A 24,633-nucleotide genomic window follows, 5' to 3' on the forward strand; every position below is an offset into this window, starting at 1 on the left:
GTCCTTTCTATTCAATCGAGCTGGACCGGATGATCAGCTCAGGGTCAATCGTCACATCCTCGCTCTTACCGCCGCGCATCATCGAACACACGATACGAACAGCAGCACGACCAAGGCGGTCAAAAGGCTGACGAACAGTCGTCAGCGGAGGGGCATAGCAATCAGCGCCATCAATATCATCGAATCCAACGACCTTAACGTCTGTCGGAATCTTCGCTCCCCGTTCGTGAATCAATCGCATGGCACCAAGCGCCAACTGATCATTCGCTGTTTGAATTCCCTGGGGAAGCTCTGCCAGCGAGCGCATAGCGTCATATCCATCTTGCGAGTTCCACGAATATGACTCGATCACTTTGCCTTCGACTCCGTGTTCTTCGCACGAGAGTTTAAAGCCCTGCAAGCGCATGGAAGCATCAGACCAACCCGACGGGCCCGCAACATGAACGATGTCGGTAATCCCTTGATTCAGCAGATGATCAGTCGCTAGCTCTGCGCCTCGAACATTATTAATGGACACTGTCGAAATTCCATCCAAATCGTGTTCGCTAGTCAGCACCAAAACCGTCGGAACCCGCTTGCCAATCTGAATGGCAAGGTCAACGCTCGGGTCCTGTCCAGCAAGGATCACAACCCCATCAACATCGAATGGCGCCACGTCGTTATGCAGTTCACCATTTGGCACATATGCGTTTGAAAGCGACACGTGATAGCCGGCTTCAGAACCTGCATTCAAAACCGAAAGCAAAACCCTCGCATGCCCGTGAAACATCGGGGCAGCCAGCAAAACGTGCAGAACGCCCGTCCGATTCGACGCAAGCGCGCGCGCCGCGTAATTCGGTCGATACCCAACTTCAGTAAGGATCAAGGAAATACGCGCACGCGTCGCATCCGCAACCTCAGGATCACCGCGAACAACGCGTGAAACGGTATTCGATGAGACGCCCGCTAAACGCGCAACGTCTGCTAGCGAGACCTTCTTACCTGTTGGACGGCGTGTGGACATGGGTCTTTGCCGTTGCCGCAATCATCGCGGGGCGATCCGCGGGATCAAGGTGTCCAAGAAGTTCGAGTTGAGCAAGAAGCGAACCGAGAGTTGAAGCTTCAATCGGGCCGGCAACAACACGAACCTGCGCCGCTTCTGCCGTGAGATCGCACAGCAGGTGGTTGCGGGCACCTCCACCCACAAGGTTCAGCTGATCGGGTCGCTCTCCTGAAATCTGAGTCAGCTCATCAATCGCACGCGCATAGCGACGAGCGAAGGATTCGATAATCAGGCGAACGTACTCGGGCATCGAGGTCGGATGCGGAGCACACTGGTCATCGAGGGCAATATCAATCTTCTGTTGCATCTCACCAGGCTCAGCAAAGCGCGGGTCATCCGGGTTGAAGAACACGGTGCACGGTGCACATTCACGGGCCTGCGCGACAAGCTCATCCGTATCAGTCGGAGTTCCTTCACGCTCCCACTGACGCTGGATTTCCTGAAGAATCCACATACCCGTGATGTTGAAGAGCGGGCGAACTCCCCCGTCAGTGCGAGATTCGTTCGTCAAACCACGTTCGTATGCAGCATCCGAGATCAGCGGGTGATCCTCAAGAGCACCAAGAACTGACCAAGAACCACACGAGAGGAAGTACGCGCGGACGCCTTCATCAATGGGCAGACCGTGAACTGCGCATGCGGAGTCGTGTGCACCACCGCGGACGACGGTCAGTTGCTCGAGGCCTTCGACGGTGCACTGCCCAACAGCGGTGAGGTCGTCATTCAATTCACCAACCCACGAGCGATCCAAGCCGAGGCGTTCGAACATGGCGTCGTTGAATCGTGGTGAGCCCGGTTCACATAGACCCGAGGTAGAGGCGATGGTGCGCGACCAGCCCTTCACTCCGGAAAGCTTCCAGGCGAAGTAGTCAGGAAGGAAAAGAATCGAGTCGGTCTTGGCAGCAAGTTCTGGATCTTCCAACGTAAAAGCCAGAAGCTGGTTTGCTGTGTTGATCGTTGCCGGGGCGATACCCGACATTTCAAAGAATGTGCGATCATCAACGCGCGAGCGGAATTCTTCGTGTGTGCGCTCGGTGCGCTCGTCGCGGTAGGCACGAACCTTGCCAACTCGCTCGTTATTTGCATCGAGGGGAACGAAGTCAACACCCCACGTATCCACGGAAACAGACACCGAGTCCGGGAATTGTTCCACTGCCTTTTTCAAACCGATAACGGTCTGTTCCCACATCGTGTCAACGTCCCAAGTCAACGAACCCGTTTCGTCACGGATTGCCTGATGCTTGAAACGGTGAACGTCAGTGATCTCAAGACGGCCATCAACAATAGTTCCAGCTAGAACTCGACCCGAAGCGGAACCGAGGTCAACAGCAAGTGCGGTGGTCATTAAACGGGTCCTTCCTGGTACGGCAGGCGGGATGCTCATTTCGCGTCAATGCGAAGTGGCGACTTTGAGTGTTTTATAGCTTTATGGTCCGCGTCATCATTGAACGCTTGGGTGACTCTCAACATTGAGAGTCGGTGCGGTGGGTGAGCCCTAATGGGCTCACCCACCGCTTTGACTTTCGTCAGCTAACTGCGACTAAACAATCAGCGGTACATCGGACCGAAGGTCTCGCATGCACGGTAGTCCGCGCCTTCGAGATCAACGGTACCGAACAGCGACCATGCCTTCGGGCGGAAGATCTTTTCTTCCGGAACGTTGTGCATGTTGACCGGGATACGGAGCATCGAGGCAAGCGTGATGAACAGGGCACCGTTGTGACCGTAGGAAATCGCGCCGTGGTTTGCGCCCCAGTTGTTCATGACATCGTAGGTCGTCTTAAAGGCACCTTCACCGGTGAGGTTCGGAACGAACCAGGTAGTCGGCCATTCGATATTCGTGCGCTCTTCGATGGTGTAAGCAACTTCGTCAGGAAGCTCGACGGTCCAGCCTTCGCAGATCTGCATGACTGGCTTGCCGGCAACCAGGTTAATGCGAATCATGGTGACAGGCATTTCACCTTCAGTGCGGAAGTGAGTCGAGAAACCACCACCGCGGAAGTAACCTGTCGATGCTGGGTGGAAGGTGGTTGCCTCAAGGGTTGCCTTCTGGTCTTCTTCGGTGACCTCCCAGAACGGCTTGATGACGGGCTTACCGTCACGGGTTGCCTTGCCAGCACCGTCAAGGGTGGTGGAACCGGAGTTGCGCAGGTCAAGGAAGCCCTGTGCCGCGCGCCCTTCCGGCTTCCAGCCGGTGACGCGCTCGACGGACTCGGGGCTCCAGTAGGTGCGAACATCGGAGAAGATCTGGGGCGTATTGGTCAACAGGTAGCCAAACAGCATCGAAGCACCGTTGAGCGAATCGTTCTCGGTTGCAAGAACGTTGGGCTGACGCGGACCGGTCCAGTCGAAGTTCGTGTTCAGAATGGTTTCCATAACGTCACCATTCGGGAAGTGGTCGGTCCACTGGCGCTGTCCTTGGAAACCTGCGGCGATAGCACCGTGGCCACCAGCTTCTTCTTCAAAACCGAGCTCTGCAAGACGTGGGTTGCCGTTCATCAGGTCGCGACCGATCAAGGTCATCTTAGTGACGAACTTCCACCAGTCCTCATGCTTCTCTGGGAACTGCCAATCTTCGGGGTTCCAGTCCTTGCCCTGCTTGAAGTTCTCGCGGATCCAGGTGTAAGCCCTCTCGTATTCTTCCGGATCGTAGATGCCTTCTTCAATGCGGCGGGCGAACTCGGACATGTCGATGTATTCGTTGCGCATTCCAAGGTAGGCACCGAAGAAGTCAGGGTTGACGACAGAACCAGCAATACCCATGGAAACCGAGCCCATGGACAGGTATGCCTTGCCACGCATCTGGGCAACTGCAAGACCAGCGGTAGCGTAGCTCAGAAGACGCTCACGAACATCTTCCGGAATGGAATTGTCATCGCCATCCTGGACATCCTTGCCGTAGATGCCGAATGCGGGGATACCGATCTGTGCGTGCCCAGCAAGAGCTGCTGCCAAGTAGACAGCGCCGGGGCGCTCGGTGCCGTTGAAGCCCCAGATTGCGTGCGGCATGGTGGCATCCATGTCCGTGGTTTCAGTGCCGTAGCACCAGCAGGGGGTAACGGTCAGGGTCAAGCCGACATTGTTGACGCGGAACTTGTCAGCGCAAGCCATTGCTTCGTGGACACGACCAATGGTGGTGTCAGCAATGACGCACTCGACGGGGGTGCCGTCGGTGTAACGGAGGTTTTCGGAGAAGAGCTTGGCAACAGCCTCAGCCATGCCCATGGTCTGCTCTTCGAGGCTTTCGCGGACACCGCGACGGCGACCATCGATTGCCGGGCGGATACCGATGCGGGGGTGATCAGTCATTTGTTCCCTCATTCCTTGATCAAAACTTCATTGTTGAGTGGGGGGCGATTCACACCCCTCGGATCCTACGTGTGAGTTGGGGCGGGCCCGAGTGAATGAGCCCACCCCAACTCAGTCAACATCACTCGTAGAGGTTCGGAGCGACCTTGTCAGAGTCGATGTTGGATGCGTCGTACCAGTAGAAGCCGGAGTCAATCGTCTTCGGGAGTGCGATGCCGTTGATTGCCTGGATGGCTGCAGTGACGGTCTTGTAGCCCATGAGCTTCGGTGCCTGGGTGATGGCGCCGGCCTGCGTGCCGTCCTTGATTGCAGCGATCTGGGTCTTGCCGGAGTCAAAGCCGACAACGGTCAGGGTCTTGCCGGACTCGTTAGCACCCTGGATGGCGCCGGAAGCTGCTGCTTCGTTGGAGCCGTACATGCCGACGATGTCGTCGTTTGCCTGGATGATGGCCTTGGAGGTGTCAGCTGCCTTGCCGACCTCGCCTGCAATCTGCTCTTCGAGGAGCTTCAGGCCCTCGGGTGCGTTGGCCTTGAAGTATTCCTTGAAACCATCGCAACGCTGCTTGCCGGTGGTGGAGGTTGCGTCGTGGCAGATCACGCCGACGGAGCCGGTCTTGCCATCGAGCAGTTCGATCATGTGCTTTGCGGCCTCAGCTGCTGCTGCCTTGTTATCGGTCGAAACCGTGGTCAGCGGGAGGTCGGAGTCAACACCGGAGTCGAATGCGACCAGCGGGATGCCTGCGGACTCAATCTGGGTGAGTAGCGGGGTTGCTGCGCCCGAGTCGAGAGCTGCAAGGCCGATAGCTGCCGGGGAGGTGTCGAGTGCTGCCTGGAGCTGGTCGAGCTGCTGGGTCACCTTGGTCTCGTCGTCCGGGCCGACGAACTGGATCTTGTAGTTGAACTCCTTGCCGGCGTCCTCGGCGCCTTCCTTCACTGCCTGCCAGAAGCGGTGCTGGAAGCCCTTGGAGACGAGGTAGATGGTCTTGGTGCCATCGCCAGCAGGAACTTCGTCAGACTGCTCGGTGACCTCTTCCTTTGATGCGGAATCGGAGCCCGATGCCGCTGCGTCGGAACCCGACTCGGAGGTGTTCGAGGTGGAGCAAGCTGCCAGGCCGAAGGCCATGGTTCCGGCTGCTGCGACTGCAACGATACGGCCGATGGGGCGCATGTGTTTTTCCTTTCGTGGGGGCCAAGAAGACGTTTGCCTTCTTGAGGGTGTGAATCAAACGCCTATGTAAGATTCACGGATTCAATTGGTTTTATCAGGCTGCGTTCTCGCGAGCGCGGCGGATGTTGTCAATGAAGACTGCGAGGAGAACAACGATACCGGTAACGACCAGCTGCCATTCAGAAGCAACACCCATCATCGTCAGGCCCTTCTTCAGGGTTTCCATGATGAGTGCACCAACGAATGCACCTGGGATCGATGCGCGGCCACCGGAGAGTGACGTGCCACCGATAACGGTTGCTGCGATGACGTTGAGTTCGAAGCCGACGCCTTCAGCGGGCTGGACGAAGCCGAAACGTGCCGAGTAGAGGATTGCGCCGATTGCCATGAAGACACCAGCGGTGATGTAGATGATGACCTTCCAGAGGCGGACGTTCACACCGGAGAGGCGGGTTGCTTCCTCGTTCGAGCCAATGGCCAGAGCGTAACGACCAAGGAGGGTCTTGTTCAGCAGGAACGCTGCAAGAATCGTCAAGATGATGAAGATGACTGCTGCGTTCGAAACGCCCGGGATGATCGAACCGGTGGATAGTGCGATGTAGCCAGGGTTTGCGATCGAGATCGTGGACTTATCGGAGATGATCAGTGCCAGACCACGGGCCACCATCATCATTGCCAGTGTTGCAATGAACGGCGGAAGACCGAGAATCGAGATGTTCAGGCCGTTGATCAGACCAACGAAAGCACCGAACAGGAGAACGAGGATAAGACCGACCCCCAGGGGCAGGTTCAGCCAGTCAGCCGACAGGAAGACACCGGCCATAACGGCGACGAGGGTCATGCCCGTACCGACCGAGAGGTCAATGCCGGATGTTGCGATAACGAACGTTGCGCCGAGAGCCATCACGCCGGTGTAGGCGGCCTGCAGAAGAATATCGGTAAAGATCTTCGGCTGCGCAAAGTTCGGGGCTGCGAACATGAAGTATGCGTAGATGATGACCAGTGCGATGATCACCATGACTAGCTGCATGTTCGATTTGAAGAAGGCTGCCACCGGGCTGGTGGACTTTTCCGCCTTAGTAGCTGCGGTGCTCACGCGAGAACTCCATTCGCTTCTTCCTGACCAACGGTGGCCAGTTCCATGATGTTTTCCTGGGTGGCGACCTCGTTGTCGAGTGTGCCGATGATGCGGCCGTGGGCCATAACTGCGATGCGGTTTGCCAGGCGCAGAACCTCAGGCAGTTCGGAGGAGATCACGATGATCGCCTTGCCCTGCTTGGCAAGAGCCTCCAGAAGTGTGTAGATTTCATCCTTCGCGCCAACATCGATGCCTCGGGTCGGTTCGTCGAAGATCAGCACGTCGGAGTCGCGGACAAGCCACTTGGCGATAACGACTTTCTGCTGGTTACCACCAGAGAGGGAACGAACTTCAGTGTGAATCGAAGGGGTACGAGTGCGGAGCTTCGCGACGTATTCCTGAGCTACTGCGTCGATCTTCTTGGAGTTGATGACGCCGGCACTGGTGAATTCGCTCATCGTAGCCATTGCAGTGTTGTCTGCGATGGTCTTGTCGAGAAGAAGACCGAACTGCTTACGATCTTCGGAGAGGTAGCCGATGCCAACCTTAACGCCGTCAGCTGCGTTGCGGATCGAGACCTTCTTACCGTTGATGTAGACATCGCCGGAAGTATGGGGGTCAGCACCGGAGAGAGCGCGAGCAACTTCGGTACGACCTGCGCCAACGAGACCTGCGAAGCCGAAGATTTCGCCCTTCTTAACCTCGAAGGACACATCGTGGACGGCCTTCTTCGTGGACAGGTGCTCAACCTTCAGAACTGCTTCGTCAGACAGAGGCTTAGTGGTGGGGCGAGCATCAGCCGGAACCTCGCGACCAACCATGAGGCGAATAACCTCGGAGAGTTCGGTGGCCTTGGTATCGACGGTGCCGACGTACTCACCATCGCGCAGAACAGAGATGCGGTCAGTGAGCTCCTTGAGCTCAGGCATACGGTGCGTGATGAAGATCAGGCCGGTTTCCGGAGTAATGAAGTTGCGAACGAGCTCGAACAGGGATTCGGTCTCAGTCGTGGTCAGAGGAGCTGTGGGCTCGTCCATGACCAGGATCTTCGTTGACTCGTAGGAAAGTGCACGGGCAATTTCAAGCATCTGCAGACGGGCAACCGTGAGGTCACGGCAGGTGTCCGCCGGGTTCAGGTCCATGTTCAGGCGCTCGAACAGCTCCTTAGCATCCTTGTTGAGCTTGCGGTCGTTGATGACCGAGCCTTTGTGGGAGCCAGCACGACCGATGTACAGGTTCTGCGCAACCGTGAGGTCTGGAATAATGTTGAGCTCTTGGTGAATGATGCTCAAACCCAGATCACGAGCATGGTTGGCGTTCTTGACATCAACCTTCTGCCCCTGGAGCCAAATCTCACCGCCCGGATCCGCCTTATGGATACCAGTGAGAACCTTCATCAGCGTCGACTTACCGGCGCCGTTCTCACCACAGAGACCCAAGATCTCGCCAGCGTTAAGGTCAAGGTCCACGTTGGACAACGCCTTGACGCCAGGGAATGTCTTTGAGATCCCCTTTAACTCAAGTAACTTTGTCACTTCTCACCCCTTGGGTACCGATCACTACAGTGTGGCCGGAGTTTGTTATCTGAAACTCGTTAGCGCTACCGAAACAAGCCCCAGGAATCGCCCTCATTGGCGTGTGATAAGCCTACGACAACTGAGAGCGCCTTTGAAATCGAAAATGACGCTCCGTTATTAAATCGTTACCGCTAACGAAAAGGACTCGCGAGATATCAACAAAAGCACCCCGAGAGCTTTCACGCACTGACCTAACGACCATTTCAATTGGACATATTTGCATCTCCAACCTGCAAAAATCTGTCAACAAACAGCAGATTCCAGTGGGGACGATTCACTACACACGAACGCAAGGGAGCGAGTTGCGTTCGCCCCTCCGCTAGTCAACGACGAGGCCGGGCACATCAAATAGCGACTCCCCCACAGTGCCCGAAGGCACGAGCTATAGAGGCATGAAACTGGGGATAATGCCCGAAAGTCAACACCCCTTAGAAAACAAGCCCAAAAAGCTAACTAAACCCCTCATCACAAAGCACCCTGGCCAAAACACCAAAATTAAGACACAAAAATGGGCATTAGTCCCAAGAAACTGGGGCTTCAGTGAGTAACTCACTGAAGCCCCAGTTATGTGGCTCCCGCGACTGGATTCGAACCAGTAACCGTCCGATTAACAGTCGGATGCTCTGCCGTTGAGCTACGCGGGATTGCGACCTGTTAATTATGCCGAAGTTCAACCGCTGATTGCAAATTGACTCTGCGTGGTGCGCGCCTCATTTTGAAACACAGCATAAACAGGACCTCATCAGGCAAAAACTGTCCCCCGGGAATCACTCCCAGGGGACAGTTTCAAGCGAATGAATCGCTGAAGCGTTTCTTACCTTCTATGCGCACAAAGACACGTCAGGTAAGAAGACGAAATCACTTAAGGGTGACCTTGCCGCCTGCTTCTTCGATTTCAGCCTTTGCCTTCTCAGCGTCGTCCTTCTTGGCAGCTTCGAAGATGGTCGACGGTGCGCCGTCAACAAGATCCTTGGCTTCCTTCAGGCCGAGACCGGTGAGGTTCTTGACAGCCTTGACAACTGCGATCTTCTTATCACCTGCGGACTCGAGGACAACCTCGAACTCGTCCTTTTCTTCAGCAGCTTCAGCAGCAGCCGGAGCAGCAGCAACGGCGACAGCAGCCGGAGCAGCAGCGGTGACGTCGAAGGTCTCTTCGAAGAGCTTGACGAAGTCAGAGAGCTCGATGAGGGACATTTCCTTGAAAGCTTCGATGAGCTCATCGTTGGAGAGCTTTGCCATGATTGGCATCCTTCCTAATTGGCCTGCCTTGCGAGCAGATTGTTGGTGAGTTCCACGCGGTTACGAATCGAACGCGCGGGGCCTGTCGCTTCAGGCCGCTTCGCCCTGCTGTGCACGCAGAGCATCGATGGTGCGCACCGTCTTGGACGGGAGCGCGTTGAATGCGTACGCCGCCTGCGAAATCTTCGCCTTGAGGGCGCCGGCAGTCTTGGCCAGCAGAACCTCGCGGGATTCCAGATCAGCAAGCTTCTTAACACCCTCAACGGACAGCGCTACGCCATCCATTGCGCCCGACTTCAGGACGAGCTGGGGGTTTTCCTTGGCAAAATCACGCAGCGTCTTGGCAGCCTCAACAGGCTCACCGGTGACGAAAGCAATAGCGGTCGGACCCTTCAGGTCCTCAGCGAGGAAGCCGAGGCCGACTTCCTGTGCCGCCAGCCTTGCCAGCGTGTTCTTCACCACGGCGTAGCTCGCGTTTTCGCCCAGTCCGCGACGCAGCTGCTTGAGCTGGCCAACGGTCAGGCCGCGATACTCAGTGAGCAGGACAGCGTCAGACGCGCGGAAACGTTCCACGAGTTCGGCAACTGCTGCTACCTTGTCAGACCTCGCCATGGTCCTCCTTCCAGATAAGTGACCACCGAGTAATGAAAAAGCCCGACACGTAGGTTCGTGTCGGGCATAAATGTCCGGTGTAGTCATTGCTGACTAGTCACTCACCTACGTCGACAGCTTTCGCATTTCATCTCAGTTTCCTGAGAAACCGACGGTCTTCGGCAGTGACCAGACTAGCAGGATGGGGTGAAGCAAATCCAGTCGCGACGATGTGCAGTAGGGCACGCAGACCTCAATACTCACTCACACAACCCATGAACATAAAACGTGAGTGGGCTTGATTGGTGTTTAAGCCAATCAAGCCCACTCATACGTCAATGTTTCATTCCCCTACAGGGAGTTCAACATCAGGAAGCGTCAGCAGTTGCGACGTTCTTCGTCTTCGTGGCATCGAGCGGGATGCCCGGGCCCATCGTGGTGGAGACGGTTGCCTTCGAGATGTAGCGCCCCTTGGCGGAAGCCGGCTTCAGACGAAGGATTTCGTCCAGGACAGCGCCGTAGTTCTCGGCGAGCTGTTCTGCGGTGAAGGAGGACTTGCCAACAATGAACGCAAGGTTCGAGTGCTTGTCGACGCGGAACTCAATACGACCACCCTTGATCTCCTTGATCGCCTTCGCGACGTCCATGGTGACCGTGCCGGTCTTCGGGTTCGGCATCAAACCACGCGGGCCGAGGACGCGACCGAGGCGACCAACCTTGCCCATGAGGTCCGGGGTTGCAACGGCGACATCAAAGTCGGTGTAGCCCTTAGCAACCTTTTCGATGAGCTCGTCGCCACCGACCTCGTCAGCACCAGCGTCGATTGCATCCTGCGCACGCTCACCAACAGCGAAGACCAAGACCCGGGAGGTCTTGCCGGTGCCGTGAGGCAGCGAGACGGTGCCACGCACCATCTGGTCAGCCTTGCGAGGATCAACACCCAGTCGGAAGACGACCTCGACGGTCGAATCGAACTTGGTGACGGTGGTCTCCTTGGCCAGCTTCATGGCCTCGAGAGGGGTGTAGAGAATGTCCGCGTGAATCTTTTCAGCCGCGGCGCGGTAGCTCTTGGAGCGCTTAGTCATTCTGCTTCTTCTCCTTGCAGTTGTGGGTTCCGGGCAGCGCATGCCCTACCACGGGAAATAGTTTGGGGTCAGCCTTCGACGACGATGCCCATGGAGCGGGCGGTGCCGGCGATGATCTTGGCTGCAGCTTCGATGTCGTTCGCGTTGAGGTCGACCATCTTTGCCTGTCCAATTTCGCGAGCCTGGTCCATAGTGATGGAGCCAACCTTCACAGTGTTCGGGGTGCCGGAGCCCTTCTGGAGGCCAGCGGCCTTCTTGATCATTTCGGAAGCCGGCGGAGTCTTCAGAACGAAGGTGAACGTACGGTCTTCATAAACGGTGATTTCAACCGGAACGATCGAACCACGCTGCGACTCAGTTGCAGCGTTGTAGGCCTTCGTGAACTCAACGATGTTCACACCGTGCTGGCCCAGTGCAGGACCAACCGGAGGTGCAGGGGTTGCGGCGCCGGCTGCGATCTGAAGCTTGATCAGGCCGGTGACCTTCTTCTTCGGTGCCATATTTCGGGTCTTTCTTGTTCAATTACCAGAAGAACGGAATTCCTTCTGGTTGCATGTAGAGGCAGGGCGCTGAAGGCGCACTGAACCCACTACACACGAAGTGCAATGCTATCGCGCACCCGCCCATGTTCCCAAGTTCGGGTGCGCGACTTCACTCTTTGGTCAGTCTTCGCGCTTGGCAACCTGGTCGAAACCAAGTTCAAGCGGAGTCTCGCGTTCGAAGATCATGACGAGAACCTTGAGCTTCTCGGTCTCGGGCGAGATCTCGGAAATAGTCGCTTCCAGCGACTCGAACGGACCATCGATGACGGTGACGATCTCGCCAACCTCGAAGGCCACGCGGATCTCTTCCTTGACCTGAGCCACGGCAGGGACCTGCGGGCCAGCTTCTTCAAGGATGTTGTACTTCAGCAGATCAACGACCTCATCGATGCTGAGCGGAACCGGGTTGTGCTGGTCTCCAACGAAGCCGGTAATAGCCGGGGTGTCCTTGACCATGCGGTACGACTCTTCATCAAAGTCCATGCAGACGACGACATAGCCAGGAATACGAACGTGGCGAACACGCTTCTTCACCGAACCACGGAACTCGGTGATGTACTCATCCGGAACCTCGACGCGGAAGACCTTATCGGTCATGTTCTGGCTTTGAACGCGTTGTTCGAGGTTCGCCTTCACCTTGCGCTCGTGACCGGAGTAGGTGTGCAAGACGTACCAGTCACCGGGGATCATCATGATCTCGTTGCGGAACTTTTCGAGGGGATCAATGTCGCCAGATTCTTCGCCAGATTCAGCTTCTTCAGCTTCAACCGGCTGCTCAACGCTTCCGGCTTCTTCTTCCGCCGCTTCAGCGGGGTTTTCGGTCAGTTCAGCCTGGGCGGCCTCGTCGATTTCGACAGGCAGATTCTCTTCACTCACGCGTTCCTCCTGGGTGCTAGTTTCCTAGCAGAAAATTGAGTGCCGAAGGCTAGAAGAAACCCGCCTGCAGTATCTGCGGGCGGGTTCGCATCAGCTTCAGCTGAATATCAGTGCGTTCAGTTTACCGAATCCAAGATCCAAAAGACCAGTGAAAGCCATGATTACGGCCACAAAAACGACCACGACAACGAAGTAGGTCCACGTTTCAGAACCACTCGGGTAGACGACCTTCTTCATTTCTTCAATCACTTGAAGGAAGAAAGTCCACATCCTCACGAAAATATTCGGCTTCTTCTGAGCCTCTTTTTCGTGGGAGTCACGGGACGGCGTAGCGCCAGACTTCGTGCGATCTGTTTTCGCTGGCATGTGTGATGCCGTTGCGTCAGCCACGGAACCCCTCCTGAATTCGTGCCCAGAATATAGTGGCAGGGCAGGCGGGACTCGAACCCACAACCGCCGGTTTTGGAGACCGGTGCGCTACCAATTGCGCCACTGCCCTACTGCACGCCGTAGAACGTGCGGGAACGAGTTTATGGAAAATCTCTTCAACTGTCCAACTGGGGAGTGTCGCAAACTGCTTGATATTCGGAATTAGACTACCGAACAGCCCCATTTAATGCGACGATAGTCCTATGAGCACAACACCTCGATCGCGCGTCAGCGCACGCTTTTCCGCTATCACCCCTTCAGCCACTCTCGCGGTTGACGCGAAAGCGAAAGCCCTGAAGGCTGCGGGTCGTCCCGTCATCGGCTTCGGCGCAGGTGAGCCGGACTTCCCCACCCCTGACAATATTGTCGAGGCCGCCGTCCGCGCAGCGCGCGAGCCGGCGATGCACCGCTACACTCCGGCGGCCGGCCTTCCAGCTTTGCGCGAAGCAATTGCCGCAAAGACTCTGCGCGATTCCGGCTACGAAGTTGATCCGTTGCAGGTGCTGGTCACCAATGGCGGTAAGCAGGCCGTATTCCAGGCTTTCGCTTCCATTTTGGATCCGGGGGACGAGGCTCTTCTTCCGACCCCCTACTGGACGACCTATCCGGAAGTCATCAAGCTTGCCGGCGGTGTCACGGTTCCCGTTTTCGCTGGTGCCGATCAGAATTACAAGGTAACCGTCGAACAGCTCGAAGCTGCTCGTACGGAAAAGACGAAGCTTCTATTGCACTGCTCACCCTCGAATCCGACCGGCGCTGTTTACACTCCTGCAGAAGCTCGCGCGATTGGCGAATGGGCTCTTGAACACGGCATTTGGATTATCACCGACGAAATCTACGAGCACTTGCTCTATGAAGATGCCGAGCCGGCTCATATGGTGAAGCTTCTTCCAGAGCTTGCCAATCAGACCATCGTGTTGAACGGTGTGGCGAAGACCTACGCAATGACCGGCTGGCGTGTTGGTTGGATGATCGCTCCGACTGACATTGTGAAGGCTGCAACCTCGTTCCAATCACATTTGACCTCGAACGTATCGAATATGGCTCAGCGTGCAGCCTTGGAAGCTGTCACTGGCCCTCTCGACGCTGTTCATTCCATGCGTGAGGCATTCGACCGCAGGCGCAAGACCATGATCTCGATGCTTTCCCAAATCGACGGCCTCGATGTTCCGACCCCGAAGGGCGCGTTCTACGCCTACCCGAACGTCGAGGGCATTCTGGGTCGCGAAATCCGTGGCAAGGTCCCCACAACGTCGGCTGAGCTTGCCGACCTGATCCTCGAAGAGGTCGAGGTTGCTGTGGTGCCCGGCGAAGCGTTCGGCCCATCTGGCTTCATTCGTCTCTCCTACGCCCTGTCTGACGGCGACCTTGTTGAAGGTGTCGGCCGCATTCAGGAGCTTCTGGCGCAAGCGCACTGAGGCCAGGCCTTACTAGCACCTCCCCAGGACAGGACCTCGCGCCCAGGATCTCGAACCCACACAGTGTCTGTATTCTGTTCACGCTTGGCATGTCTGGACGAACGGACGGCTCTGAGAACCGCACAGGTTCTCAGAGCCGTCCCGTATTCTGCACACACTGCCTTCCACCTGCCACAATAGAGTGCATGAATATCCAGTATCGTTCCGCGTCAACGCTCGCCCCGAAGGGCACCGTCTTGCTCTGCCACGGATATGCCGAGCACTCGGGCCGTTTTCTTCCCCTGCAAGACGAACTTATTGAAGCTGGATACGACATCGCGTTCTACGATCACTATGCTCACGGCACATCCCCAGGCCCACGTTCGCAGGTTGATGTTGGACGCCTGATCAAAGACCATCTAGACGCTCGACGCATTGTGCTGGCGCACGCACGCACATCAGACCTCTTCCTCTTTGGTCATTCCATGGGTGGTTTGGTTACCGCCGCATCGCTTCTTCTGAACCCCTCGAACGTGAACGGTGCGATCTTGACGGGCCCAGCATTCCGCCCGCTTCCTCCGTTGCCGGCTGGCGTGGCTCGCTTACTGCTTCCGCTTGCGCGCGTTTTTCCCCGCTTTGACGGCGCAGAAGCCTCGCTCAGCAGATGACCCTTCCGTCCTCTCTCGCGACCCCAGAGTCCAAGAAGCGTTCGATGCTGATCCACTCAACTACACGGGTGGCGTTCCTCTGATCACGGGGGCAACAATGATCACTCAGGGCGACCTTGTCCTGAAGAATGCTCACCGCGCCAGGACTCCTATGCTGATCCTTCACGGAAACGCAGATACGTTGGCATCGTTGAACGCTTCAAAGACTTTCGTTCAGAACGCACTGGCATCACACCCTGATGCTGATATTCACCTACGAATCATTGACGGCGCGTACCATGAGGTCCTCAACGAACCCGAGGGTCCAGGCCTGATTAAAGACATCGTCGCCTGGCTGGACAGGCACTGATGTCCCAGTTCGTCGCCTCGTCGCCTATCCACCGATTCACTGACCAGGCCAAACGCGCACGCCCAACCCAACCGAATCTGACTGCCCCGGCGCACCAAACATCTGGTCGACGCGATTTATCGCGCCTACCGAAAGCGCATCTGCACCTGCATTTCACTGGAGCAATGCGCCCGCAGACTCTGATTGACCTGGCCAATGAGCAGGGCGTTCGCTTGCCCAGCCACCTTCTGGCCATCGACCCGTTAAAAGTCCCCGCCGACGGACGAGGCTGGTTCCGCTTCCAACGTTCCTACGATTCTGCGCGTCATCTGGTGCGCTCAGAATCCGCCATGCGACGCATCGTCCGCGAAGCTGTAGAAGACGACGCGAAAGAGGGCTCGGTTCGCCTTGAAATGCAGGTGGATCCGACCTCTTACGCCCCGTGGGTTGGTGGCATCACTCCGGCCCTCGAAATCATCCTTGACGAGGCCCGACAGGCGTGGCGCGATACGGGCGTGGAAGTGGGAATTATCGTTGCCGCATCGCGTATCCGACATCCTCTTGATGCCCGAATTCTGGCACGATTAGCCGCGCAATATGCTGGCGAGGGTCCGGGCACGGTCGTCGGTTTCGGCTTATCGAATGATGAACGCGTGGGCACAACCAGCGAGTTTGGCGCGGCCTTCGGCATCGCACGGCGCGCAGGACTGGCTTCTCTTCCCCACGGTGGTGAACTGCTAGGACCCGAGTCGGTACGCAATGTTGTCACCGCGCTCAACCCGGCACGACTCGGCCACGGCGTGCGTACGACGGAAGATCCAGACCTGCTTCGCAGGCTCATTGACGAAGGCGTTGCTTTCGAAGTCTGCCCGACCTCAAACGTCCATTTGGGGGTCTACCAGGACTTTTCACACGTTCCCCTGCCCGTTTTTATGAAATACGGGGCAACGGTGGCACTGGGCGCAGATGACCCGCTGTTATTCCGTTCGCGACTGATCCAACAGTACGCACGAGCACGCGACACCTTTAGTCTGTCCGATCAACAGATCGCAGACTTGGCTTCTCAGTCAATCAACGCTTCCCTGGCATCAAGCGCTTCGAAGAACCAATGGCACGCCCACATTCAGGCGTGGCTCAACACACCCCCATACGACGGTCACAACGACTAAGCGGGAGCCTCGCAAGCCGTCGGGAAAGGCAGAAGCGGACGCTACCAGCTGATCCCAACCGTGACGGGCTCGGGAACCAAGGTGATGCCGAATTTTTCTTGAACGCCGGCGCGAACCGCGAGCGCAAGCTCGACGACCTCATCGCTGGTGGCATCCCCGCGGTTGGTCAGGGCAAGAACGTGTTTCGTTGACAGCGAGGCGCCGTTTTCGCGCGCTCCATCCACTGCCCAGCCTTTCGTGAAGCCCGCGTGGTCGATCAACCATGCAGCTGACGTTTTCATCATGCCATTTCCGGCGTCAAAGCGTGGGGCCTCGGGTGGGAGCGTGGCAACGGTTTCGGCATCGACGATGGGGTTCGTGAAGAAGGAGCCAGCACTCCACGAATCGTGATCGTTGGGGTCGAGCACCATACCCTTTGACGTGCGCAACTCAAGGACAGTATCACGCACACGCTGAGCATTCGCGCTCTGCCCTTGTTCAATGCTCAAGCGATTCGCGAGTTCGCGGTACAGGACGGGCGCGGACTGATCGGAGATTGTGAGGCGGAACGTGGCTTCGAGGACAACCCAACGCCCGGTCGGACCCCATATACGTCCCTGGTCGTCACCTTCGCGGACTGAGCGCTTAATAATCGACTCACGGTAGACGAGATCCAGTTCAGATGCATTCAAGCGCTTCTCGCACTGTTCACCGCGATCCCAGACGTCAACGTAGGCAAGCGTGTCAGAGATCTCGTGACCGTAGGCTCCAACGTTTTGAACAGGCGCAGCTCCGACGGTTCCGGGGATGCCGGACAGGGCTTCGATGCCCGAGAGGCCTTCGGCAAGGGTCCACTGGACGAATTCGTCCCAGACGGTGCCAGCAGTCGCCGTGACGAGAACGGTGTCATCTGAGCTCTCATAACGAGTGATCTGCTGACGCCCATCTTTAACGACAATGCCTTCGAATGGGGCATCGGAGGCAAGAGTGTTTGAGCCACCCCCGATCATCAGAATCGGGAACTCACCCTTGTCTGCGCTGTCAAAGGCTGCAATCAGATCGGAACGTGAATCGGCAAGAATATAGGTAGCGACCGGACCCCCAACGTGGAAGGTCGTCAGTTCTTTCAGCGTCGTCATTGCCATTAAAGCTCCCTTATCAATTACTGCCTCTATCCTACGGCCAGGTACCACCCACTAGTCTTCGGCAGGCTCGATTCCACGCTTGAGACACATGGACTCACTCAACCGAAAACGCAGTGGTCACATCACGGTCATATTTTCATTAAAACCGTCTACGAGAGCCTCTCACTCACACACAAGCGACCTTTTTCCCAAGAAAGAACAAAGCAACTAAGGTATGACTTAGTTAGATGCACACCTCTTGGCTCCGTTCGACTTTTCCGTACCTTATGCGCTGGTACAGATGATGGATTCACGAGGGCGTGCTCGATTAATTCGACGACAGGATGGTCATGCAGCACGAGAACGAGCACGCTCATCACCACGATGACACTCACGGTCACACACATAGTCACGGGGCGAATGCGTCACGCACACGCCTTGCGATCGCACTTGGCATCACCGCATTCATTCTGGTGAGCGAAGTTGTCGTCGCAATCCTGACCGATTCACTGGCTCTTCTTGCCGATGCCGGTCACATGACAGCGGATTCTGCGGGCCTCGTATTGGCACTTGTTGTCGCCCACCTGGCTCATAAACCTGCGACCGACCGCTCAACGTGGGGGTTGCGTCGCGCCGAGATTATCGGCGCGGCTATCCAGGCTGGCGGGCTCGCCGTTATCGGCATCATCGTTGCCGTTCGCGCCACGATAAACCTCGTCAACCCGCCCCAGATCGAATCTGGCGGAATGCTCATCATGGGCGTTATTGGTTTGGTCGCGAACGTCGCATCCCTGCTGGTTCTCATGGGTGGTCGTGAAGCGAACCTCAATATGCGCGCCGCTTTCTTGGAGGTGACGAACGACGCCCTAGGGTCGATCGGCGTTATCGTCGCTGCCGCGGTTATCCATTACACCAACTGGACCCGAGCGGACGCCCTCGCTTCCCTGTTGATCGTCGTACTCATCTTCCCAAGGGCAGCACTTCTGCTTCGTAGCGCCGGCATGGTTCTGATGGGATTTACTCCCGAGAACCTCGACCTTGCCGAGGTGCGCGATCACATGCTCCGCATCGAAGGCGTCGAAGCAATCCACGACCTGCACGCGTGGACCGTCGCGTCGGCTATGCCCGTCCTGACAGCACACATCATCATCAGCGAAGAGGCTTTCCAGGCCGGCAGAAGCGAGCAGATTCTTGACCGCCTACAAAACTGCGTCGCCAAGCACTTCCCCGTTGAAATTAAACACTCCACATTCCAGCTTGAGACTGCCGAACACCTGGTCCACGAGCAGATTGAGTGCTCATAAAACCTTAAGACAAAAGGGTGTAACGAGAGCCGCCTATCGGACTCGAACCGATGACCTGCTGTTTACAAGACAGCTGCTCTACCAACTGAGCTAAGGCGGCTTCGACAATTCAACGAATCGTCATCACATAGTGTGCCATGAAGAACGGGGTCCCGACCAATCGGCCGCGACCCCGCACTTCACGTTTGTCAGTTCTTCGAACTCATCTCAGGCCAAGTCCTGAACGCAAGGACGCCATGATCGAAGCAGAATCAGAGCCCGACAACGTCAGCAGGTCCGTATGATCCTTAATGAACTCCGGTGTGCCTTTCGACTCACGGTTCGTGAAATTCGCGTTGCTCCACGTGTCGGTGGCGGTTGTCAGATAGTCGGTGACCGCGTTCACGGGCAGGGACGAAACCACGTCAGAGGAAACACCCACCTGAGAAGCGATCGTCTTCACCTGTTCCCAGGACTTCGTCGCATCCTGAATCACCGTACCGTTACCAGCCTTGAACTGGCCAGCAAAGTACGCCATCAGCCCCTGGTGAAGAGCCCCCCAGTGCTCAGGATCCCGCTGAGCAACAATCAGCGAAGCAGAGGTAGCGGCATTCGCGTATTCCATGCCGACCGTCCTCACGGGCTGGAACTCAATGTTGTATTCGCCATTGTCAGCGCCTGCGATCAAGTCTTCGCCAATCAGAACCTCAAGATTCGCGCAGTGGTGGCACGAGTAGTCGAAGTATTCGGTAACGGTCGGAAGAGAGTCATCAACCTGGCCGACACCAAGATGCGAGTAACGAATCGGCTGACCCGACGCGTAGTCACCCAAGTAATCACTGGGGTTCGCGCTCTGCGCTTCATTCTTTGCAGAAAGCTGCTGAGAAATAATCACACCAACGGTCGCAATCACTGCGATAACGATGACTGTAACGACTGCGATGATGATCGAACGTGTGCGACGCTCAGCCTTTTCCTGCGCTTCGCGCATCTGCTGAGCTTTCGCGCGCACGGAGGTATCCGTTACCTTCTTGCCTGCCATGGTTTTCCTTTCACAGGTCACATCTTTAAGGCAACCCTACCTAGCGCTAGGCACGTATGCAGTTCAGAGCGCGCCTCCGGTGACGAGGAACCATGTGGCACCTACCACGCCAACAGCAAGGAGGCCAGCAATCGCACGCACCCACACTGGGCCCAGCAGTCGCCTGACCGCAATGCTGGTTCCAACTCTCAGATCGGAAGAGGTTGGCATCAACCACGCTGAAACGATGGTCGCCAGGACAACGATCCACACGCCGATCGAGCCAATCGGTTCGGTCACTAACGGGTCGAGCGTCGCATTCGGATCGGATGCCAGAACAATGTCCAGTAGACGCATCCACTGTCCGCTTCCGCCGTGAGCAACCGTGTAGAGATTCCAGGCAAGATACGGGACGATTCCACCGATAGTCATCCCAAACACCACCTGCACCAGAGCGCGAATAAGGAGCAGTGGCGACGAGGCCACGGTCGCAGCGGTATCACTGGATCGCGCAATGCCAGCCCGAACACGGCGGTTTTCTCTATGTCGATGGAACGCGCCACCAAACGCCATGAAAAACATGAGCACGATGACCGTAGCAGTCCCCATCACTCCTGCGAACATGGGGATAAGAGCAAGTGGCATCGCAATGATGCACCCGAAGATCCACACGATTCTGGGAAGGTCAGCTTCATATCCCAGATCCTCATACGGGTCATCGACATCGAATTCATCCGACCCCGGAGCCGTCCACTGACCCGGAACCGCCACCGCATGAGGATCTACGTATCCGCCGACGGCCTGCCCATACATGCCAGCAGGTGCGCCATTCGGGTAGGTCAGCGGTTGAAAGTCCGCGGTGTTGCTGACCGTTTGCCCCATTCCCAGTTGGGGAATTGACGAGGCCGCGCTCCCCACATTCCACTCATCAGTTTCAGGGCGCGGAAGGAGCCTCGTCGATGGGTGAAGCGGAGAATCCCCAAACTGAACAGTTTCGTCGTTATTGGACCACGCCAGCATCCCTGACGAGGAGGCGACAACGCGGGGCTCATCTGCGACAACGGGGCGGACAGCGGAAACGTAGGGGTTCGCGAAGGCAGCGCTCCAGTCAAGCTGGTTGATCGACATGACGTCGCCGGGAAAACCGTAAAGTTCGACTAACGTTGCGACGACCTCGTCGGGTTCGGGGCGAGAATTCACGTCCGGAGACAGAGCCTGGTGAATGATCTGCGCAAATGAGAGCGGAAGTCCCTCAGTGTCCGGCTCGCCCGTCAGAACACGAGCAATAATCGCCTGAACATCGCCCGTGCCGTACGGAGGACGCCCGGTCGCAAGCGAGAGCAGGGTCGCCGACCACGCCCACCAGTCTGAATCATCGTCGGCCGGGCGAGCACGCAACAGCTCTGGAGCCGTGTAACCGGCAGTACCTGAAACCAGACCGGTGCGAGTGAAATGCTCATCCGCTTCACTCATTGCGATCCCGAAGTCAATCAGAATCGGGCCGTGCGGGGAACAAATAACATTCGATGGCTTGATATCGCGGTGAACGATCCGCGCGTCATGGACAGCCATCAATGTGCGCGCGAGACTGGCTGCAATCGCCGCAATCAACTCCGGCGCAAGCGGCTGGCCATTCATCAACGAGGCCAACGTCGGGCCCTCTACATATTCAGTCGCAATGAAGGGCTGCGAGGCATCGGTTTCAATGTCAACGACGTGGGCAACCCTGGCGGAGCGAACCGAATTCACGGTCGCAGCTTCACGTTGCAGGCGACGGCGAGATTCTTCGTCGGCGGCCAAAGCAGGGTGCACAAGCTTGAGGGCAACTCGATCGCCGCCCTCGTCCTCTGCAAGCCACACGGTACCCGCGCCACCCGTACCCAGCTGGGATACGAGCGTGTAGCCACCGATCTGATCGCCTTCATTCACCCGTTCAGATTACAAGGAGCCATGGGCAGATCGATTGAACAAACTCCGTGCGACGGTGAACAAGCGCAGTCTCAACAACACGCCACGCGGTGAACAAGCGCGGTGAGTAATGCGCACGACACACTGAAACCTGTTGCATAACCACGCCGTGTGCTAGGTTGAGAAAGGTTGCTCGCACGAGGAACCCGCCAGTGATGACGCTGGTGAACATCGACCCACTCGGATCGTCCGGCACGTACCTGCCGGTGGGAAGGAAAATGAATAATGGCAACTGTTACCTTTGACAAGGCAACCCGTATCTACCCGGGTAACGACAAGCCCTCGGTCGACCAGCTGGACCTCAAGATCGAGGACGGCGAATTCCTGGTCCTCGTCGGCCCGTCCGGTTGCGGGAAGTCCACTTCCCTGCGTATGCTCGCCGGCCTCGAAGAGGTCAACGGCGGTCGCATCCTGATCGGCGATAAGGACGTCACCAACGTTCCGCCAAAGAACCGCGACATCGCAATGGTCTTCCAGAACTACGCGCTCTACCCGCACATGACCGTCCGTGAAAACATGGGCTTCGCCCTCAAGATCGCCGGCACCCCGAAGGACGAAATCAACAGGCGCGTTGATGAAGCCGCACGCATCCTCGACCTTGAGCCCTACCTTGAGCGCAAGCCGAAGGCACTCTCCGGTGGTCAGCGTCAGCGCGTCGCCATGGGTCGCGCAATCGTTCGTAAGCCTCAGGTCTTCCTCATGGACGAGCCCCTGTCGAACCTCGACGCGAAGCTCCGCGTTCAGACCCGTACCCAGATCGCTTCTCTGCAGCGTGAGCTCGGCGTTACCACCGTGTACGTCACCCACGACCAGACCGAAGCTCTGACCATGGGCGATCGCATCGCCGTCCTCAACAACGGCCTCCTCCAGCAGGTCGGCACCCCGCAGGAAATGTACGAGCGCCCGGCAAACGACTTCGTCGCAGGCTTCATCGGCTCCCCGGCTATGAACCTCGGCTCGTTCACCGTCGACGGCACCAACGCTATCCTCGGCCCGGCACGCGTTCCACTCTCGCAGGCAACCCTCGACGCCCTCACTCCGGCAGACGGTGGCAAGATCACCATCGGTTTCCGCCCTGAAGGCCTCGAAGTTGTTTCCGAAACCGAAGAAAACACGATTCCGATCGAAGTTGAATTCGTTGAGGAACTCGGCTCGGATGCCTACGTTTACGGTCGTCTTGCAGGCTCTACCGAGGGCCTCGGATCCACCGACGAAGGCTCAGCGAAGCAGATCATCGTTCGCGTTCCTCCGCGCACTGCTCCGGCTCGCGGCGGCGTGATCCACGCTCGCATCCGCCCCGGCCAGCAGCATAACTTCTCTGCTGCAACCGGTATGCGTCTGCCTGAGTGATTCATCCACAGTTGGCCCCGTTCTCGTTGATAGTGACGAGGCGGGGCCAACTCATATCCCTGACGCCTGACCAGTGCCCCACTTTTGGTGGGTTGGCGCTTTCTCCTCAATAATTGCGTCCCTTTAAGCAATGAGAGAATAGAACTATGTCCGAATCACTAGAGATCATGGCCGCGACCGTTGATCCCTCGCTTCTTGATCTTCCTTGGGAAATTCCGCTGGAAGAATGGCCCGACGAGATCCTCGCGGCTCTCCCCCGTGGCATTTCTCGCCACATCGTGCGATTCGTGAACCTCTCTGACCGTGTGATCGCCGTAAAGGAAATTGGCCCGACCGTCGCACATCACGAGTACGAGATGCTTCGTGACCTCTCACGTCTTGGTGCCCCTTCCGTGCTCCCTACCGCAGTGGTCACCGGTAGGCACAGTGTTGACGGCGAGGAGCTCAATGCCGTCCTGGTCACCGAACACCTGCAGTTTTCCCTGCCCTACCGTGCTCTGTTCAGCCAACACATGCGCGCTGACACGGCAACACGTTTGATTGATGCCCTAGCGGTACTGCTTGTTCGCCTGCACCTTCTTGGTTTCTACTGGGGCGACGTTTCACTGTCGAATACTTTGTTCCGTCGAGACGCCGGAGCATTTAGTGCCTACCTGGTGGACGCAGAAACCGGCGAGCTCCACCCGAAACTCACCTCTGGCCAGCGCGAGTACGACGTTGATTTGGCACGAACTAACATCATCGGCGAACTCATGGATCTTCAGGCTGGAGAGTACTTCCCCGAAGACGCGGATCCCATTGAAGTTGGCGACCGTATTCGAAGCCGCTACGACGAATTGTGGAATGAGCTGACCGGAACAGAACTCATTGATTCTTCCCAGAAGTGGAAGGTTGCTCAGCGAATCGAACGCCTCAATGACCTGGGGTTCGACGTTGCTGAATTGAAGATGACATCGGTTGCCGGATCAACCGAACTGATGATCCAGCCGAAGGTCGTTGACGCCGGACATCATCATCGCAAGCTCATGCGACTCACCGGCATGGATGTTGGCGAGCACCAAGCACAACGCTTGTTGAACGACATCGCCACCTACCAAGCCACCTCGGGCACCCCGAACATGCCACTCGAATTGGCCGCACACCAGTGGTTGAACAACGCCTTCGAACCCGTCATGCGAGCAGTTCCAGCCGAGCTGAAAACCAAGCTCGAACCGGCTCAGATCTACCACGAGTTCCTTGAACACCGCTGGTACCTGGGCGAACAAGCCGGCCACGACGTTCCCCTCGAAGAAGCGATCGACTCGTACGTTGAAAAGATTCTTGCCGCCAAACGCGACGAAGAACGCTTCATCGACCAGACAGAAGAAGAAACCACCGCCGCATCAAACCCTGACCTCTGGTAAGAACAAG

Annotated in this window: 20 protein-coding genes, 3 tRNA genes and 1 pseudogene; 6 read left to right on the top strand and 18 right to left on the bottom strand. The window is 57.1% G+C overall.

Annotated elements, in window-relative coordinates; all coding sequences use genetic code 11:
• Positions 1-7 precede the first annotated feature (7 nt).
• The 14 genes from QP503_RS00050 to QP503_RS00115 form a co-directional block, all read right to left on the bottom strand.
• The gene (locus QP503_RS00050; protein WP_006680220.1) at positions 8-1,003 is read right to left on the bottom strand and encodes a LacI family DNA-binding transcriptional regulator; all 996 of its coding nucleotides are present in this window, start codon (positions 1,001-1,003) and stop codon (positions 8-10) included.
• A complete protein-coding gene (locus QP503_RS00055; protein ID WP_006680221.1) occupies positions 978-2,387 on the bottom strand; it encodes a rhamnulokinase in 1,410 nt (469 codons plus the stop codon). Before QP503_RS00055 ends, QP503_RS00050 begins: the two co-directional genes overlap by 26 nt.
• Positions 2,388-2,590: 203 nt before the next feature.
• Entirely contained in the window at positions 2,591-4,351 is a 1,761-nt protein-coding gene (locus tag QP503_RS00060) for an L-fucose isomerase (protein ID WP_006680222.1), read from the bottom strand.
• 121 nt (positions 4,352-4,472) lie between these two features.
• Complete coding sequence (locus QP503_RS00065) at positions 4,473-5,519, bottom strand: ABC transporter substrate-binding protein (protein ID WP_006680223.1); 1,047 nt, start codon at positions 5,517-5,519, stop codon at positions 4,473-4,475.
• Positions 5,520-5,613: 94 nt separating this feature from the next.
• Positions 5,614-6,615: an ABC transporter permease gene (locus QP503_RS00070; RefSeq protein WP_006680224.1), complete on the bottom strand. Its 1,002-nt coding sequence runs from the start codon at positions 6,613-6,615 to the stop codon at positions 5,614-5,616.
• On the bottom strand, positions 6,612-8,132 hold the full coding sequence (locus QP503_RS00075) for a sugar ABC transporter ATP-binding protein (RefSeq protein ID WP_006680225.1): 1,521 nt from the start codon (positions 8,130-8,132) through the stop codon (positions 6,612-6,614). Before QP503_RS00075 ends, QP503_RS00070 begins: the two co-directional genes overlap by 4 nt.
• Before the next feature lie 611 nt (positions 8,133-8,743).
• Positions 8,744-8,818, bottom strand: a tRNA-Asn gene (locus tag QP503_RS00080).
• A 214-nt stretch (positions 8,819-9,032) separates the two neighbouring features.
• Positions 9,033-9,413 (bottom strand): 50S ribosomal protein L7/L12, encoded by a 381-nt coding sequence (gene rplL, locus QP503_RS00085; RefSeq protein WP_006680226.1) that lies wholly within the window; start codon positions 9,411-9,413, stop codon positions 9,033-9,035.
• 90 nt (positions 9,414-9,503) lie between these two features.
• Positions 9,504-10,025 carry a 50S ribosomal protein L10 gene (gene rplJ / locus QP503_RS00090; RefSeq protein ID WP_006680227.1) on the bottom strand — a complete coding sequence of 174 codons (522 nt, stop codon included), beginning with the start codon at positions 10,023-10,025 and terminating at the stop codon, positions 9,504-9,506.
• 347 nt (positions 10,026-10,372) lie between these two features.
• A complete protein-coding gene (rplA, locus tag QP503_RS00095; RefSeq protein ID WP_006680228.1) occupies positions 10,373-11,089 on the bottom strand; it encodes a 50S ribosomal protein L1 in 717 nt (238 codons plus the stop codon).
• Positions 11,090-11,157: 68 nt separating this feature from the next.
• Entirely contained in the window at positions 11,158-11,589 is a 432-nt protein-coding gene (gene rplK, locus QP503_RS00100) for a 50S ribosomal protein L11 (RefSeq protein WP_006680229.1), read from the bottom strand.
• A gap of 162 nt (positions 11,590-11,751) precedes the next feature.
• Complete coding sequence (nusG, locus tag QP503_RS00105; protein ID WP_179369930.1) at positions 11,752-12,507, bottom strand: transcription termination/antitermination protein NusG; 756 nt, start codon at positions 12,505-12,507, stop codon at positions 11,752-11,754.
• Between the two features lie 96 nt (positions 12,508-12,603).
• Positions 12,604-12,897 (bottom strand): preprotein translocase subunit SecE, encoded by a 294-nt coding sequence (gene secE / locus QP503_RS00110; protein WP_006680231.1) that lies wholly within the window; start codon positions 12,895-12,897, stop codon positions 12,604-12,606.
• 33 nt (positions 12,898-12,930) lie between these two features.
• Positions 12,931-13,006: transfer RNA gene (locus QP503_RS00115), tRNA-Trp, on the bottom strand.
• Between the two features lie 133 nt (positions 13,007-13,139).
• Between QP503_RS00115 and QP503_RS00120 the strand changes: the two genes are divergently transcribed.
• The 3 genes and pseudogenes from QP503_RS00120 (at position 13,140) to QP503_RS00130 (ending at position 16,498) form a co-directional block, all read left to right on the top strand.
• Entirely contained in the window at positions 13,140-14,354 is a 1,215-nt protein-coding gene (locus QP503_RS00120) for a pyridoxal phosphate-dependent aminotransferase (protein WP_006680232.1), read from the top strand.
• A 185-nt stretch (positions 14,355-14,539) separates the two neighbouring features.
• Positions 14,540-15,350, top strand: a pseudogene (locus tag QP503_RS00125) (alpha/beta hydrolase).
• A complete protein-coding gene (locus tag QP503_RS00130; RefSeq protein ID WP_285069749.1) occupies positions 15,350-16,498 on the top strand; it encodes an adenosine deaminase in 1,149 nt (382 codons plus the stop codon). Before QP503_RS00125 ends, QP503_RS00130 begins: the two are co-directional and overlap by 1 nt.
• Positions 16,499-16,539: 41 nt before the next feature.
• Here QP503_RS00130 and QP503_RS00135 read toward each other — a convergent pair whose 3' ends face one another.
• Positions 16,540-17,670, bottom strand: a complete 1,131-nt coding sequence (locus QP503_RS00135; RefSeq protein ID WP_442953378.1) for a UDP-N-acetylmuramate dehydrogenase — start codon at positions 17,668-17,670, stop codon at positions 16,540-16,542.
• 281 nt (positions 17,671-17,951) lie between these two features.
• Between QP503_RS00135 and QP503_RS00140 the strand changes: the two genes are divergently transcribed.
• Positions 17,952-18,905: a cation diffusion facilitator family transporter gene (locus tag QP503_RS00140; RefSeq protein WP_179369933.1), complete on the top strand. Its 954-nt coding sequence runs from the start codon at positions 17,952-17,954 to the stop codon at positions 18,903-18,905.
• 27 nt (positions 18,906-18,932) lie between these two features.
• Here QP503_RS00140 and QP503_RS00145 read toward each other — a convergent pair.
• The 3 genes from QP503_RS00145 to QP503_RS00155 all read right to left on the bottom strand — a co-directional run bounded on the left by QP503_RS00145 (position 18,933) and on the right by QP503_RS00155 (position 21,834).
• Positions 18,933-19,005: transfer RNA gene (locus tag QP503_RS00145), tRNA-Thr, on the bottom strand.
• A 102-nt stretch (positions 19,006-19,107) separates the two neighbouring features.
• Complete coding sequence (locus QP503_RS00150; RefSeq protein ID WP_006680237.1) at positions 19,108-19,926, bottom strand: DsbA family protein; 819 nt, start codon at positions 19,924-19,926, stop codon at positions 19,108-19,110.
• 63 nt (positions 19,927-19,989) lie between these two features.
• Positions 19,990-21,834: a serine/threonine-protein kinase gene (locus tag QP503_RS00155; RefSeq protein ID WP_179369936.1), complete on the bottom strand. Its 1,845-nt coding sequence runs from the start codon at positions 21,832-21,834 to the stop codon at positions 19,990-19,992.
• 264 nt (positions 21,835-22,098) lie between these two features.
• Between QP503_RS00155 and QP503_RS00160 the strand changes: the two genes are divergently transcribed.
• Both QP503_RS00160 and QP503_RS00165 read left to right on the top strand, forming a co-directional pair.
• The gene (locus QP503_RS00160; protein ID WP_006680240.1) at positions 22,099-23,223 is read left to right on the top strand and encodes an ABC transporter ATP-binding protein; all 1,125 of its coding nucleotides are present in this window, start codon (positions 22,099-22,101) and stop codon (positions 23,221-23,223) included.
• A 146-nt stretch (positions 23,224-23,369) separates the two neighbouring features.
• The gene (locus tag QP503_RS00165; protein ID WP_179369938.1) at positions 23,370-24,626 is read left to right on the top strand and encodes a DUF4032 domain-containing protein; all 1,257 of its coding nucleotides are present in this window, start codon (positions 23,370-23,372) and stop codon (positions 24,624-24,626) included.
• Positions 24,627-24,633 lie beyond the last annotated feature (7 nt).

This window comes from Pauljensenia sp. UMB0895, from assembly GCF_030218905.1.
GTDB classification, from domain to species: Bacteria; Actinomycetota; Actinomycetes; order Actinomycetales; family Actinomycetaceae; genus Pauljensenia; species Pauljensenia turicensis_A.